The organism is Bosea sp. OAE506, assembly GCF_040546595.1.
In the GTDB taxonomy this organism is placed as follows: domain Bacteria; phylum Pseudomonadota; class Alphaproteobacteria; order Rhizobiales; family Beijerinckiaceae; genus Allobosea.
The window spans coordinates 4766562-4781095 of the sequence record NZ_JBEPOB010000001.1 but is presented as its reverse complement, the minus strand read 5'-3'; the positions used below and the strand labels follow the sequence as shown (position 1 = coordinate 4781095).

Annotated in this window: 15 protein-coding genes and 1 pseudogene; 4 read left to right on the top strand and 12 right to left on the bottom strand. The window is 69.4% G+C overall.

The window, feature by feature from the left end:
• The first annotated feature begins 15 nt into the window (after positions 1-15).
• A complete protein-coding gene (gene mutL / locus ABIE41_RS23235) occupies positions 16-1821 on the top strand; it encodes a DNA mismatch repair endonuclease MutL (protein WP_192642568.1) in 1806 nt (601 codons plus the stop codon).
• 9 nt (positions 1822-1830) lie between these two features.
• Here mutL and ABIE41_RS23230 read toward each other — a convergent pair whose 3' ends face one another.
• The 5 genes and pseudogenes from ABIE41_RS23230 to ABIE41_RS23210 form a co-directional block, all read right to left on the bottom strand.
• Complete coding sequence (locus ABIE41_RS23230; protein ID WP_192642567.1) at positions 1831-2205, bottom strand: DUF2019 domain-containing protein; 375 nt, start codon at positions 2203-2205, stop codon at positions 1831-1833.
• Between the two features lie 16 nt (positions 2206-2221).
• Positions 2222-2596, bottom strand: coding sequence for a DUF2019 domain-containing protein (locus ABIE41_RS23225; protein ID WP_192642566.1), 375 nt, complete (start codon positions 2594-2596; stop codon positions 2222-2224).
• Between the two features lie 936 nt (positions 2597-3532).
• Positions 3533-4426 carry a DMT family transporter gene (locus tag ABIE41_RS23220; RefSeq protein ID WP_192642565.1) on the bottom strand — a complete coding sequence of 298 codons (894 nt, stop codon included), beginning with the start codon at positions 4424-4426 and terminating at the stop codon, positions 3533-3535.
• A gap of 83 nt (positions 4427-4509) precedes the next feature.
• Positions 4510-5076: a 16S rRNA (guanine(966)-N(2))-methyltransferase RsmD gene (rsmD, locus tag ABIE41_RS23215; RefSeq protein WP_192642564.1), complete on the bottom strand. Its 567-nt coding sequence runs from the start codon at positions 5074-5076 to the stop codon at positions 4510-4512.
• 949 nt (positions 5077-6025) lie between these two features.
• A pseudogene (locus ABIE41_RS23210) lies at positions 6026-7040 on the bottom strand (pseudouridine synthase); the annotation flags it as partial.
• Positions 7041-7428: 388 nt separating this feature from the next.
• On the opposite strand from ABIE41_RS23210, the gene ABIE41_RS23205 reads away from it, so the two are divergent.
• Positions 7429-7857: a nucleoside deaminase gene (locus ABIE41_RS23205; RefSeq protein ID WP_192642928.1), complete on the top strand. Its 429-nt coding sequence runs from the start codon at positions 7429-7431 to the stop codon at positions 7855-7857.
• 12 nt (positions 7858-7869) lie between these two features.
• Here the strand turns inward: ABIE41_RS23205 and ABIE41_RS23200 are convergent, their stop codons facing one another.
• Positions 7870-8238, bottom strand: a complete 369-nt coding sequence (locus ABIE41_RS23200) for a hypothetical protein (protein WP_192642562.1) — start codon at positions 8236-8238, stop codon at positions 7870-7872.
• Positions 8239-8652: 414 nt separating this feature from the next.
• Here ABIE41_RS23200 and ABIE41_RS23195 point away from each other — a divergent pair, with 414 nt between their 5' ends.
• Positions 8653-9060: a peptidoglycan L,D-endopeptidase MepK gene (locus ABIE41_RS23195; protein WP_192642561.1), complete on the top strand. Its 408-nt coding sequence runs from the start codon at positions 8653-8655 to the stop codon at positions 9058-9060.
• Positions 9061-9079: 19 nt separating this feature from the next.
• On the opposite strand, the gene ABIE41_RS23190 is transcribed toward ABIE41_RS23195, so the two are convergent.
• Entirely contained in the window at positions 9080-9838 is a 759-nt protein-coding gene (locus tag ABIE41_RS23190) for a sulfite exporter TauE/SafE family protein (RefSeq protein ID WP_192642560.1), read from the bottom strand.
• 104 nt (positions 9839-9942) lie between these two features.
• Here ABIE41_RS23190 and ABIE41_RS23185 point away from each other — a divergent pair, with 104 nt between their 5' ends.
• The gene (locus tag ABIE41_RS23185) at positions 9943-10686 is read left to right on the top strand and encodes an ArsR/SmtB family transcription factor (protein ID WP_192642559.1); all 744 of its coding nucleotides are present in this window, start codon (positions 9943-9945) and stop codon (positions 10684-10686) included.
• Here ABIE41_RS23185 and ABIE41_RS23180 read toward each other — a convergent pair.
• The 5 genes from ABIE41_RS23180 to purD form a co-directional block, all read right to left on the bottom strand.
• The gene (locus tag ABIE41_RS23180; RefSeq protein WP_354193229.1) at positions 10646-11497 is read right to left on the bottom strand and encodes a patatin-like phospholipase family protein; all 852 of its coding nucleotides are present in this window, start codon (positions 11495-11497) and stop codon (positions 10646-10648) included. The two genes, ABIE41_RS23185 and ABIE41_RS23180, sit on opposite strands and share 41 nt — an antisense overlap.
• 78 nt (positions 11498-11575) lie before the next feature.
• Entirely contained in the window at positions 11576-12490 is a 915-nt protein-coding gene (locus ABIE41_RS23175; RefSeq protein WP_192642557.1) for an alpha/beta fold hydrolase, read from the bottom strand.
• Positions 12487-12909 carry a type II toxin-antitoxin system VapC family toxin gene (locus tag ABIE41_RS23170; RefSeq protein ID WP_192642556.1) on the bottom strand — a complete coding sequence of 141 codons (423 nt, stop codon included), beginning with the start codon at positions 12907-12909 and terminating at the stop codon, positions 12487-12489. The genes ABIE41_RS23175 and ABIE41_RS23170 overlap by 4 nt, the downstream gene beginning before the upstream one ends.
• On the bottom strand, positions 12906-13169 hold the full coding sequence (locus ABIE41_RS23165; protein ID WP_192642555.1) for a type II toxin-antitoxin system VapB family antitoxin: 264 nt from the start codon (positions 13167-13169) through the stop codon (positions 12906-12908). The genes ABIE41_RS23170 and ABIE41_RS23165 overlap by 4 nt, the downstream gene beginning before the upstream one ends.
• Before the next feature lie 59 nt (positions 13170-13228).
• On the bottom strand, positions 13229-14509 hold the full coding sequence (purD, locus tag ABIE41_RS23160; RefSeq protein ID WP_192642554.1) for a phosphoribosylamine--glycine ligase: 1281 nt from the start codon (positions 14507-14509) through the stop codon (positions 13229-13231).
• Positions 14510-14534 lie beyond the last annotated feature (25 nt).

Below are 14534 nucleotides of genomic sequence, written 5' to 3'. Positions count from 1 at the left end.
CGCCCCGGAACCCGCATGCCCGTCCGCCGCCTCGATCCCGTTCTGGTCGACCGCATCGCCGCCGGCGAGGTGATCGAGCGGCCGGCTGCGGCGGTGAAGGAACTGGTCGAGAACGCCATCGACGCGGGCGCGCGCGCCATCGCCGTCACCATCGCGGCCGGCGGGCGCGAGCTCATCCGTGTCGTCGACGACGGCGCGGGCATGACGCCCGAGGACCTGGCGCTCGCCGTCGAGCGCCACGCCACCTCGAAGCTTCCCGATGGCGACCTCTTCGCGATCCAGTCGCTCGGTTTCCGCGGCGAGGCGCTGCCCTCGATCGGCTCGGTCGCGCGGCTCTCCATCGCCACCCGCCGCCATGATGCAACCCAAGGCTCGGGCCTCGTCGTCGAGGCCGGCGAGAAGGGCGTGGTCCGCCCCGTCGCGGCGGCACCCGGCACCCGCATCGAGGTCAGCGATCTCTTCGCCTTTACCCCCGCCCGTCTGAAATTTCTCAAGAGCGACCGGGCCGAGGCGCAGGCCGTCTCGGAGATGCTGCGGCGCCTCGCCATCGCGCGTCCGGCGATCCGGTTTTCGCTCGAGGGTGAGCATGTCTCCCCGTTCGACTGGCCAGCTGAGGGGCTTGGCGAGGAGGGGCAGTTGCGCCGGCTCGGCCGCGCGCTCGGCCGCGATTTCCCCGAAAACGCGCTGCGGCTCGATGCGGCGCGCGAGGGCGTCCATGTCACCGGCTTCGCCGGGCTGCCGACCTTCCACCGCGGCACCTCGGCCGGCGTGCATCTCGCCGTCAACGGCCGGCCGGTGCGCGACAAGCTGCTGCTCTCGGCGGTGCGCGGCGCCTATGCCGATGTCGTGCCCTCCGACCGCCACCCGGTGCTGTTTCTCGACGTCGCCTGCGATCCGCGCGCCGTCGACGTCAACGTCCACCCGGCCAAGAGCGAGGTCCGCTTCCGCGATCCGCAACTGGTCCGCGGCCTCGTCGTCTCCGGGCTGAAGGCGGCATTGGCGGAGGCGGGCCACCGCGCCACCACGACGGGCGGCGCCCGCACGCTGGAGGCCTTCCGCGCGGTTTTCGCTGGCACCGGCAACAGCACCTCGCCTTTGCGCCCAACCCTGCCGGACACGCCCGCCTGGAACGCGCCCGCCACCGGCTTCGACGCCCGCCCGCAGCAGGGCTTCGCGGGATTCGACGCCTCCTCGGCCGACGCCCGCGCCCATCTCGCGGAAGCCTCGCCGGACGCGCTCGACCGGCCGCTGGGCGCGGCCCGCGCCCAGCTCCACGAGACCTATATCGTCGCCCAGACGCGAGAAGGTGTCGTCATCGTCGACCAGCACGCCGCCCATGAGCGGCTCGTCTATGAGCGCCTCAAGGCCGAGCGCGCCCGCAGCGGGATCGCGACGCAGCCTCTGCTCCTGCCCGAGGTGGTCGAACTCGACCCCGTCGACGCTGACCGGCTCAACGCGGCGAGCGAGGATCTGGCGACGCTGGGCTTGAGGCTGGAGCCCTTCGGGCCGGGCGCTGTGCTGGTCCGCGAGGCACCCCAGCAACTCGCCGGCGGCAACCTCCAGAAGCTCGTCCGCGACGTCGCCGACGCGCTGGCTGAGCACGGAACCGCCGGTTCTCTGGAGCGCCGTCTCGACCATGTCCTGGCGACCATGGCCTGCCACAACTCCGTCCGCGCCGGCCGTCGGCTCCGTCCCGAGGAGATGGATGCGCTGCTGCGCGAAATGGAGATCACGCCCAATTCGGGCCAGTGCAACCATGGCCGCCCGACCTATGTCGAACTCAAGCTCGCCGACATCGAGCGGCTGTTCGGGCGGCGGTGAGGGAGCGGCTCACGTTGGCCGATAAATTCCATTGTCCAGATTGATGAGGGTCATTCCAGCGTCTCCGCATTGCGGACCCCATTTGGAGTCGGCGATCTCCTGTATCTCGCGACGGGCGGCGAGATAATCGACGGCAAGGGTGGCATGCGCCGCCGTCAAGCGGACCTGCATGTTGGGATGGCCGAAGAGCGTCATGAGGATGCGGCGCTGATCGCCGGGACGCGACTTCAGCTCGTCTTCGATCGCCTGGATTCGATCGTATCGCCGGTTGAACGCCGCGTACTCCTGGCGATCGAGAGCGTCGTACTGTTCGACGCACAGCTTTTCGAAGCGGGCGAGGAGTTCGCGGTCCGGCAAGCAGCTCAGCTTCGTGCCACGCCTCATCGAGTCCTCCTTCGGGTCAGGTCGGCCGATAGACCCCGTTGTCCAGATTGATGAGGGTCATGCCAGCGTCTCCGCATTGCGGACCCCATTTGGAGTCGGCGATATCCTGAATCTCGCGACGGGCTGCCGGGTAGTCGATCGCGAGATTGGCGTGAGCTGCTGAGAGCCGAACCTGCATGTTCGAGTGGCTGAAGAAGCGCCGAAGCAGCCGCCTTTGATCCCCGGGACGGGATTTCAGCTCCATTTCCAATGCATGGATGCGCCAGACCAGGCGGTTGACGCGCCCCCGTTCTTCGCGATCCATGGCGTCGTACTGCTCGATGCAGAGCTGTTCGAAGCGCCTGACGATCTCCTCACTGGACAGCGCCCCCAAATCCTCATCGCGCTTCATTTGAGAACTCCGAATGGACGCAGGGCCTCATGGCCGACACGGACATGCTCCGTCCAGTCGCGGCCGCGGAGATAACTGCGCGGCGATTGCATGCCGAAATCGGTATTGGGTCGGCTGTACCAGTCCGTAATTTCATGATGCTTGTAGCGGGGCACGCTGACAACGTTGCCGGGGCCGTCGAGCATCGAGCGCGGAAAGCCTTCACGCCCTCCCGCACCCTGCTCGACGATGTGGTGATCGTCATAAACCCTGTCGCCGCTGCCCCGCCTGTTGCTGGAGTTCGGCCAGTGATTGGGGAGGATCCTGAAAGGACCGGATCGACGGCCATTCGGAGTACAGCCAATGGCCCGCCTCGAGATATGGACGCGCTGCTCGAAATGGAGGTCACGCCCCAGTCAGGCCATTGCAACCACGGTCGCCCGATCTATGTCGAACTCAAGCTCGCGGGATATCGAGCGGCAGTTAGGGCGAAGGTCAGTATGTGACCCGAGCCATGCTCAGAATGTCTTGCATGTGGCAGAGTTTGTACCCCGCGAACAGTGGGTCACTATCGGAGGCCTATACGACGATCCTCTAAATGTGAATTGGGGAAACGTGCCGTCCGATTTGCCACACTGATAAGTCATTGAATACCACGTAACTGGTCCAGGAATAATATCCGCGACCAGACCCCCGGCATTCGAGTGGCTGTCGATCACCTGGTAGGGCCCCTTGCAGACCTCGCTTGCAGTCTTGAAACAAGCTTGTGGGGACTGGCTGCATTTGGTTGATTGAATTTGGGTGCCCGTCGGGCCCGTAAAGGATTCTGTGCTCGCAGTTTGGCAGCTTGCGACACCAAGCGCTGACATTGCAGCGATACAAATTCGAAACATCGAATATCCCTCGCATTTCTTGCAGGATGTTGCGATTGATCTCGGCCCGCGGAACGAAATCCTGTCAAGCCTCCGTGGCCTTCGCCCGTTCCGGGATCAGGATCGAGCCCGACGCCGCGATCACCAGCGCGAGGCCGAGCCAGTCGCTCGGCGTCGGGCGCTCGCCGAGCAGCAGCACCGAGCCGAGCACGCCGACAGCCGGCACCATCAGCGTCCCGAGACTGGCGATGGCGGCCGGGAGCCGCGCGATCACCGTGAACCAGAGCACATAGGCCAGCGCCTGTGCGCCGAGGATGTGGAAGGCGAGTGCCGCCACCGTCCGCGCCTCCAGCATCTTGGGCACCGGCACGCCCTCGAAGACGAGCATGCCGAGCCCCCCAGTCGCGCCGCCGATCAGGAGCTGCCAGGCGGCGATGGTCAGCGCCGGCGCGCTGACGGGCCAGCGCTTGCTGACGATGGTGCCCAGCGCCCAGCTGACGCTCGCGACCAGCGCCAGCAGCAGGCCGAAGGAGAGGCCGCCACCGGCGATCAGGGGCAGGCCGAGGCAGGCCAGCCCCGCGATGCCGAGCCCGAGCCCGACCAGCCGCCGCCGGTCGATCGGCTCGGCCAGGATGAATCGGGCGAGAAGCGTCGCCCAGATCGGCATGGTGAAGGTCAGGATCGCCGCGCGCGAGGTCGGCGCGGCCAGCTGCGCGAAGGCGAGCAGGATGTTGAAGGCCGCGATCGACAACAGCCCGGCGACCGCCAGCCGCAGCCATTGCGCCCGCGGCACCGCCAGCGGGACGCCGCGCCCCAGCGCGACCGCAACAAGGAACAGCCCCGCGAAGGTCATGCCGCTCGCCCGCAGCGTCCACGGAGCGATCTCGGTCAGCGCGATCCGCACCGCCGGCCAGTTGAAGCCCCAGAGCAGGCCCAGCAGCGGGACGAGCAGCAGAGAACGACCGGGCGGTTGCGACATCGTGCGACTATGCGTGGGTCGCGGCCGCCGGCGTCATGCGATTTGGGATGCGGCCCGATGCGTGAAGGGCATCGGGCGGACCGTTACGGCTGGCTCGCCTGCAGGATCAGAACCTGCGTCTCCCCGTACTCCCGCCGCTCGAGCAGTTCGAACCCGTCGGGCAGGGCGATCTCGACATCGCCAGCCTCCTCCAGGATCACCAGCGCGCCGGGCGCCAGCCAGCCGCCATCGCGGGCGGAGGCGAGTGCTGTCTCGCCGAGGCCCTTGCGGTAGGGCGGGTCGCAGAACACGACCGCGAAGGGGTCCATGGCGCTGATCGGGCCGAGCTTGGTCGCGTCGCGCCGGAAGACGCGGCTGTGGCCGGCGAGCCCGAGCGCCATCTGGTTCTCGCGGATCAGGCCGCGCGCCTCGGTGCCGTCATCGACCAGCAGCGCGAAGGTGGCGCCGCGCGACAGCGCCTCGAAGCCGAGCGCCCCGGTGCCGGCGAAGAGGTCGAGCACGCGGGCGCCGTCGAGCGGGTCGGCATAGGCATGGGCGAGCACATTGAAGAGGGATTCGCGCAGCCGGTCCGAGGTCGGGCGGATGGTCCCGATCCCCGGCTTGGGGCCGGCCAGCGCTCGCCCGCGCAAACGTCCGCCGACGATCCGCATCGGTTAGCCGTCAGTCCCGCTTGCCGCCGGAGCGCGGCCCCTTGGACCCGCCGCCAGGGCGGCCGCCACCCGGACGTCCACCGCCGCCCGGCTTGCCGCCGAAGGGCCGGCCGCCACCGGGTTTGCCGCCGAAGGACTTGCCGCCCGGCTTGGCGCCGAAGGATTTACCCCCGCTGCGTTCGCCGCTGCGGCCCGCGGGCCGCTCGCTGGAGCGCGCCGCATAGCTGCGCTTGGCGCCGCCCGGAGCGTCGTCGGAACGGCGCGGAGGCCGCTCACCGCCCTCGCGCGGAGCGCGTTCGGGGCGGTCGCCGCGGGGCGCACGCTCGGGGCGCTCGCCATAAGGCTTGTCGCCGCCGGCTCTCTCGGGTCTCGGCGCCCGCGCGGGACGCTCCGTGCGGGGCCCGGCATCCTGCCAGGGCCGCTCCTGCGTGCGGTCGCGCTCGCCACCTTCGATACGAGGGCGGCGGGCCGGACGCTCGCTGCTGCTGGCGCGTTCGGCTGCGCGGGGCTGGCGCGCCTCCGCGGCGTTCCGCTCGCCGCGCTCGCTGCGCGGCAGGCGATCGGGCCTGCGCTTCGGGTTCACACCGTCGCGCGCAGGCCTTTCGGCACGCTCCTCACGGGGCGGGGCGCCGACGCGCTCGACCAGCACGCGCCGGCCCTTGGGATCGGCGATCGCCTTGTCGCGGCGGCGCACCACCTCGCCGCTGGCCTCGCGCGTCTGGCGCTCGGCCTTGGGGTCGGCGCCGCGGCGCGGCGGGGCCTTGCGCTCGCGCTGCGGCTCGGCCTCGGCATCGCGCCAGACGGTGCGCTTCCACGGCTTGTCGCTGCGGTCGTCCTGCGAGGGCGTGCGCACGGCGTCGCTCTGCCAGCGCTCGGGCTTGCCGTCGCGGTCGCCGCTCTCGCGCCGGCGCGGGCGGTCATCGCCGCTCGGCGCAGCCTTGCTCACGAGAGGTCGCGGCGGGGCCGCCGGCAGTTCATCGCGGCGCGGCGCCTCGAAATCGACGCCGGCCTTGGCCATCAGCTCCTCGCCGAGCTGGTCCTTCAGCACGCGCGAGCGGATCTCGTCGACCTCGCCCTCGGGCAGGTCGGCGAGCTGGAACGGCCCGAACGAAACCCGGATCAGCCGGTTCACGTCGAGGCCGAGATGCTCAAGCACCGTCTTGACCTCGCGGTTCTTGCCCTCGCGCAGATCGACCGTCAGCCAGGTGTTGGAGCCCTGCTGGCGCTCGAAGCGCGCCACGACCGGGCCGTAGGAGACGCCGTCGATGGTCACGCCGTCACGCAGCGTGTCGAGCTTGTCCTGCGTCACCGAGCCGAAGGCGCGCACGCGGTAGCGCCGCAGCCAGCCCGTCTCGGGCAGTTCCAGCATGCGCGCCAGGCCGCCGTCATTGGTCAGCAGCAGCAGGCCCTCGGTGTTGATGTCGAGCCGGCCGATCGAGAGCACGCGTGGCAGGTCCTCCGGCAGCGCGTCGAACACCGTCGGCCGCCCTTCGGGGTCGTGGTTCGTCGTCACCAGCCCGCCGCGGCTTGTGATAGAGCCACATCCGCGTGCGCTCGCGCGCCGGCAGCGGCTCGCCGTCGATCAGCACGACGTCGTCGGGGCCGATATCCAGCGCGGGGCTGTCGATCACGCGACCGTTCACGCTGACGCGGCCTTCGAGGATGATCGCCTCGCTGTCGCGGCGCGAGGCAACGCCGGCCCGCGCCATTACCTTGGCGATGCGCTCGGGCTCCTGGATCAGCGAAGGCAGCAGCTTGGCCTCGGAAACCGGGGCTTCCTCGCGAGCCCGCCGCGGACGCGCCGGGCCGTCGGAGCGGGGACGGTCGAAGCGCGGTTTGTCGAAGCCGGGTTTGTCGAAGCGCTTGCCCCCGGAAGCCGGACGCTCGCCACGGGGCGCAAAGCCTTCGCGCGGCGGGCGGCTGCCGCTGCGCTCGCCATCGGGGCGGGCCCGGAACGGGCGCGCCGGGCCATCGGCTCGCGCCGGGCGCTCGGCACTGTCGCTGCGGCCACGGAACGGCTTGCGCTCGCCACCGGCCGATCCTCCGGCACGCGGGCCCTTGCCGCCGAAACCGCCGCCATCACGGCCGCCGCCAGACCCGCCGCCGCGTCCGCCGGTTCCGCCGCCCTTGCGCGGGCCCCGGCTTTTCTGATTGTTGTCGTCGCTCATGATAGCTCCTGAGCCTATCGTCTTGCGGGCGAAGATCCGCTTCGCACGCTGGACAGGCTCGAAATTCGCGGTGTAGCCGGCGCTTGTAGCAGAGCGCTTCCGGCGCCGCGAGCGCCAAAACGGAGGTTCGGTGGCCCCGCAGCGATCAAAGGCCGAGCCTGCGCCCGTGCCCGCCCCGGATCCGATGGCACTCGCCTTCGATGAGGCGCGCGCTGCCGCCTCGCGCGGGGAGGTGCCGGTCGGCGCCGTCGTCAGCCGGGACGGTGTGGTGCTGGCCCGCGCCGGCAACCGGACGCTGGAACTCAAGGATCCGACGGCCCATGCCGAGATGCTGGCGCTGCGGCTCGCTTGCGAGGCGCTGGGATCCGAGCGCCTGATCGGCTGCGATCTCCACGTCACGCTCGAACCCTGCCCGATGTGCGCGGCGGCGATCTCGTTTGCCCGCATCCGCCGGCTCTATTTCGGCGCGGGTGATCCCAAGGGCGGGGCGGTCGAGAACGGGGTTCGGCTCTATGCCAGCCCGAGCTGTCATCATGCGCCGGAGGTCTATGGCGGGCTGCGGGAGAGCGAGGCGGCCGCACTGCTGCGCGACTTCTTCCGCGAACGCCGCTAGCTGCGGCCGGCTTCAGCCGGCGAGCGTCAGCGGATCGGTGGCGGGCTCGCCAGCCTGCATTCGTGTGGGTTGGCCCTGCAGCGAAGCCAGCATCAGCGCCGCCAGCGCATCGACCGCGACGAGCGTGCTGCGCCGCGCCTGCTCGATCTCGGCGATCGGCACCTGTCCGTAGAGCAGCCGCGCGAACTGGGCGATCTGGGCCACGGCGAGATAGGTCGCCTCCTCCAGGGGCGGCGACAGCGCCACCAGCGGCAGAACGTTTTCGAGGTGCTTCTCGGCGGCCGCGCCCAGCGTCTTGGCGTTCAGCGCACCCGCCTTGAACACGGTGGCCTGCAGCGTCTCTATCTCGGAGAGGAGATAGTTGCGCGTCTCGTCGATCATTCTCCCTCTCCCCTGCAGGATCGGACGATCGAACGCTAGCATGCGTGAAGAGCCGTTGCGCTCGCAGAGCGCCCCTGCGGTTAGCGCTGCGTCAATGCGATGCCGCAAATCCTCCGGGCGAGGCCTTCGTATCGTCGGCCGAAATCCGCCGGCCAGCGGCCGAAACCGGCGCAGGCCGATCGGTGCGTTCGTAACCGTTGATGAATCTGCCCGATTCCGGAGCGTTTCAGGCGTGGCCGCCGAGTCTTGGGTCGAGCCTCAGGCTACAGTGATAGATCAGGATAGATCATCTGCCTTGTTTTGGCCGCGTGATCGCTCTAGTGAAGCGCCCGAACCGCTCAGCCGGACCCCATGATGGTGGCTTGAGCCTTCCACTCTCCCCATCACGTCAGGTTAGTAATGCGTTGTATTGTTATGGCCGTGATCTTCACGGTCTCGGTGCCTGTTCTTGCGCGCGCAGACTCCGCGATCGAGCAGGTTTCCTTCCAGCCCCAGGTCAAGGGGCTGCGCTGCCTCAAGGCCGAAACCGTCGCCATGATCCGGGACCTGGTCGGGAAGATCGGTCCGATCCAGATCACCTCGACCTGCGGCGGGCGCCATGCCCGCAATTCCCAGCACTACAGTGGCAAGGCCATCGACTTCCGCCCGCTGGCGACGACGCCGCGCAAGGCTGCCGCGGTGGCGAAGAGCCTCGATGCCGTCGGCGGTGTCGGCTCCTATTCGAACGGTCTCGTCCATGTCGATGTCGGGGACCGGCAACTGGCCTGGTACGGCGTCAAGCGCAGCAATCGCCGCTTCGCCTACAACACCCGCGGCCGCTGAGGCCCTGGCGCGACCGGCGTCAGCCGGTCGCGCGCAGCACCAGATAGCCGCCGAGCGCCAGAAGCCCGGCGAAGAAGCAGAGCCTGAAGGTCGCAGCCGAGATGCGGGCGCGCAGCGCCGCGCCTGCGGCCATGCCGGCGAGCGCAGGCAGGAGCGCGAGGCCTGACTGCAGCGCGACCCGCGCATCGAGCACGCCCGCCTCCAGCAGTCCGACAGAGAGCGCCAGCGTCGAGACCAGGAAAGACAGGCCGAGCGCCTGGACGAGTTCGTCCTTGTCGAGACCGAGCGCCTGCAGATAGGGCACCGCCGGCAGCACGAAGACCCCCGTCGCCGCGGTGGCCACACCGGTTGCAAGCCCGACGAGCGGCGCCAGCCATGCCTCGGCTCCGGCGGGGACCCGCAGCTTGGCCGCCTTCAGGCCGACCAGCCCGTAGAGCACCAGAGCGAGACCGAGCCACAAGGTCGCGGAACCGTTCTTCTGCTGCTCGATCAGTCCCGCGCCCAGCCAGGTCCCGGCCGCGATCCCGGCCAGCATCGGCCAGAGCCGCGAAAGGACGCGCCGGAGACTCGGCCCCGTCGCGAGCTGCCAGCCATTGGTGACGAGGTTGGGCACGGCGAGCAGCGCCGCGGCCTGGGCCGGCGCCATGACGACGCCGAGCACGCCGACGGCAATGGTCGGCAGGCCGAGCCCAATGACGCCCTTGACGAAGCCGGCGAGCAGGAAGGTCGCGGCAATGAAGAGCAGGAGGGAGGGATCGGTGCTGAGAGGCTGGAGCATGCCGTGTTGTCGCATTGCCGAAGCCCGCTGTCTCGGCAGGACACAACGGCCGCGGCCGTAGCATCGCCTCTTGCGCTGGCGGCAGGACGGCGCATCCTCGCGGCATGAACGCCAGCGGCCCCTACCTCGCGGAAATCGCCAGTCTGATGGGCGACCCCGCCCGCGCGAACATCCTGCATGCGCTGATGGATGGCCGCGCGCTGACCGCGAAGGAACTCGCCTTCCTCGCCGGCGTCGCCCCGCAGACCGCCAGCGGCCATCTGGCGCAATTACTACGGGGAGGCCTTCTGGCCGTCGCGGCACAGGGACGCCACCGCTACTACCGCCTGGCGGGTGCCGAGGTCGCCCAGGCGCTGGAGGGGCTGATGGTGCTCGCCGCTTCCGGGCCGGCCGCCCGGCGATTGCCAAAGCGCGTCGGTGCCGAACTCAGCCAGGCCCGCACCTGCTACGACCATTTCGCCGGACGGCTCGGCACGGATATCCACGATGCGCTTGTGGCGGGCGGTCATCTCGCCGTGGCCGAGGGCGGCTACGGCCTGACGCCGTCGGGGGAGGGCGTCTTCGCCGCGCTCGGGATTGCCCTGCCGGACAAGCCGCCGCGCCGCGCGCTTCTGCGCCCCTGCCTCGACTGGAGCGAGCGCAGGCCGCATCTCGCGGGCCATCTCGCCGCCGCCCTGGCCTGCCGCTGCTTCGATAAGGCTTGGGTCCTACGCCGCAAGGACAGCCGCGCGGTGACGTTGACGGAGAGCGGGCGGGTGGCGTTGGCGCAGGCGTTGCCGGGCTTCGTCTGCGACGCGCCCGAGCTCGTCAGCGCGCCTCTTCCAGCGCTTGCGTCAGCCGCCGTTTGACCTCGTCCTTGACGGGTTCGGCCGCCTCCAGGATCGCCTTCGCCTTGAAGAAGTCGAGCCCGCCGATACCATCGGCCCCGGCACGGATCAGGATGTCCGGCGGCTGGCGCTCGATCATGCGCTGTACGATCGTCCGCGTCAGGATCTGGCTGACGCCGAGCATCGCCTCCAGCGGGCTGGGAACCCGGGTCTCGCTGACCGTGGCCGGCGCGCTGGTGTCGACTGCCATGACGATCCGGCCCGGCGCCATCAGCCGGTCATAGGGCAGGGGGTTGATCGCGCCGCCATCGATCAGCACGCGCCCCTCGATCACGACCGGGCGGATCAGCCCCGGGATCGCCAGCGAGGCCGCCACGGCCGGCGTCAGCGGGCCACGGCCGAGGGCGACCTCGGCATGCAGATGGTAGTCGGTCGCCGTCGCCAGGAAGGGCGTCTTCAGATCCTCGAAACGGTCGGGCACGGAATCCGGCCAGAACAGGTCGAGCATCCGCTCGCCATCGATAAGGACGGGGTTCCCGAGCCCGCGCATCAGGTCGGTGAACTTGCCGATGCGGGCATCGAGCAGCCGCGCGATCACCTTGGCCCGGTCGCGGAAGGAGGCGGTGACATAATCGCGCAGATCGCGGCCCGACAGCCCGGCCGCATAGGCCGCGCCGACGATCGCACCCATCGAGCAGCCCGCGATCAGGGCCGGCCGAATGCCGAGTTCGTCGAGCGCCTCCAGCACCACGATATGGCTGAGCCCGCGCGCGCCGCCGGCCCCCAGCACGAGGGCAAGCTCGGTTTGGCCTGGCTGCGGCTGTCGCCGCACGGTGGCATCCTGCGAATCTTGGTCTGGAGGGCGGGGCGCGCTGCGCGTCATCACCCGAATCTGGCCCTTCGCGCCGCCTCAGGCAATGGGTTGCGACAGGAAGGGCACGAGCGCCGCCAGCGTCGCCGCCGGGTTCTCCTCGGGCAGGAAATGCCCGCTCGCGATCGCCGTCCCTTCCGCCTGCGGCGCGAAGGTCTCGCGCCAGATCTCGAGCGGGCTTGCGCCTTTCGCCGGGATGCCGGCCTCGCCCCACAGGACCAGCGTCGGGCAGAGGATGCGGGTGCCCGCGGCGAGATCGACCCGGTCATGCTCGACATCGGTGGTCGCACCGGCGCGGTAATCCTCACAGGCGGCATGAATCCGGGCGGGGTCGCCGAAGGATTCGCCATAGGCCTGCATCGCCAGGGGATCGAACAGGTCGAGCGACTTCGCTCGCGTCCAGCTCGCGATGGTGTGGTCGAGCCAGCCCAGCGGATCGGCCTTGATCAGGTTCTCCGGCACCGGCTCGGGCTGGGCGAGGAAGGTCCAGTGATAGACCTGCATGGCGCGCCCGGCATTCATGCCATCCCACATCGAGACGGTTGGCAGGATGTCCAGCAGCGCCAGCCTCTCGACGCGGCCGGGATGGTCCAGCGCCAGCCGGTAGGCGACGCGAGCCCCGCGGTCATGACCGACCACGGCGAAGCGCAGATGCCCCAGCGCCTGCATCACCGCGACGATGTCCTCGCCCATGGCGCGCTTGGTGTAGGTCTCGCGCCCACCATCGCCATGGGGCGCCATCGACCAGCCATAGCCGCGCAGATCCGGGCAGACCACGCTGTGCGTCTTGGCCAGTTCTGTGGCGATGCGGTGCCATTCGGCATGGGTCTGCGGAAAGCCGTGGATCAGCACCACCGGCGGTCCCTCGCCGCCGACGCGGGCGAAGATCTTGCCCACGGGCCCGTTGATCCAGCGCCCGGTAAAGCCGGGGAAGAGGCTGTCGATATTGCTCATGGATGGGCTCCTGCCGTCAGCGCAGATGCAATGTCGGTTCGGGTGAAATCCTCGCCCTTGTAGAGCAGGGGCGTCTGCAGGGATTTGGCAAGAGCATAGGAAAAGCAGTCGCCGAGATTGAGCTTCGCCGAGTGCCCGCCTTTTCCGAAGCGCAGGAAGGCTTCGCTGGCCAGGCCCGACTGTTCTGCATCGACCGGTCGTTGCTCAATGGCCAACGTCTGCAGCGCCGTCGCTAGCCCTGCCACGCTCAGGTTCGCGATCCGCGATGACAGGACCATGAACGTCTCGACGAAGGTTACGCCCGAGCAGTAGCTGATCGGTCTCGAATCGAGGAGATCGGAAAAGACCGTGGCCTCGGACTCCTCGGTCAGGATCGCGACGATCGCGGCGCTGTCGACGTCGAGGAGGCCGAGCGTCACGAAGGCAGGCCGTTCTCATCGTAGCCGATGATCTCGTCGTCCGTCCGCGGATCGTCGATGCGGTCGGCCCGAAATCTGGCCAGGATCGCTTCAAGGCGCTCCCTGTCGACAGAACCGGAGCGCCGTTCTTGCGTAGCCGGCAGCCTCGCCAACTGCTCTTCCGCTGCGATCGCGACAGCCTCGGCGATCGTCTCGCCGGTGCGGCTGGCGAGCTCGCGCACCAGGCGGTCGGCACGGTCACTCTTGATCATCAGCACCATGCTCGCCTCCGATATAGACCGAGACCTAGGCTGGTATACACGCGATCCACCCGCCGCTGTCAGCCTTCGCGCTCGCGCTTGACCGCCTGCCAGCCGATGTCGCGGCGGCAGAAGCCCTCCGGCCAGTCGATCGCGTCGACGCCGCGATAGGCGCGCGCCTGCGCCTCGCTCACCGTCTTGCCCAACCCCACGACATTGAGCACGCGCCCGCCGCTGGCGACGATGTCGGTCGCGGTCTGCTTCGTGCCGGCATGGAAAACGAGCACGTCGTCGAGCGCCGCGGCCTTGTCGATCTCCTTGATCACGCTTCCGGTCTCCGGCTTGCCCGGATAGCCGCGCGCGGCCAGCACCACCGTCAGCGCGGCCTCGTCCGACCAGCGCAGTGTGATGTTGTCGAGCACGCCGTCGCAGGCCGCCAGCAGCGCCGGCACGATGTCGCTCTTCAGCCGCGGCATCAGCACCTCGCATTCGGGATCGCCGAAGCGGACATTGTACTCGATCAGCTTCGGCCCCTGCGCGGTGATCATCAGCCCGGCGAAGAGCACGCCCTTGAACGGGGTCCCGCGCTGCGCCATGCCGGCCAGCGTGGGCGCGATGATCTCCTTCATCACCCGGGCTTCCATGGCGGCTGTCATCACCGGCGCGGGCGAATAGGCGCCCATGCCGCCGGTGTTGGGGCCAGTGTCGCCATCGCCGACGCGCTTGTGGTCCTGCGCTGAGGCGAGCGCCAGCGCGTTGGTGCCGTCGCAAAGCGCGAAGAAACTCGCCTCCTCGCCGATCATCCACTCCTCGATGACGATCGCGGCGCCGGCCGCGCCGAGCCCGCCTCCGAACATCATCTCGATGGCCTCGTTGGCCTCATCAAGCGTCTCCGCCATCACCACGCCCTTGCCGGCGGCGAGCCCATCGGCCTTGATCACGATCGGCGCACCCTGGGACGCGACATAGGCCTTGGCGGAAGCCGCGTCCGCGAAGCGGCCGAAGCCGGCGGTGGGGATAGCGAACTCGGCACAGAGCTCCTTGGTGAAGGCCTTCGAACCTTCGAGCTGGGCAGCCGCCTTCGAGGGACCGAACACCTTGAGGCCGGTGGCCACGAGATCGTCGGCCAGGCCCGCCACCAGCGGCCCCTCGGGGCCGACGACGACCAGCCCGATGCCCTGCAGCTTGCAGAAGGAGGCGACAGCGCCGTGGTCGGCGATGTCTATGACGACGTTCTCGCCGCACTGCGCGGTGCCGGGGTTGCCCGGCGCGATGAAGAGCCGGTCGCAGAGCGGCGAGGCCGAGATCGCCCAGGCCAAAGCATGCTCGCGGCCGCCCGATCCGATCAGAAGAATCTTCATCGTCGTTTCAATCCGCGGGGCTGGG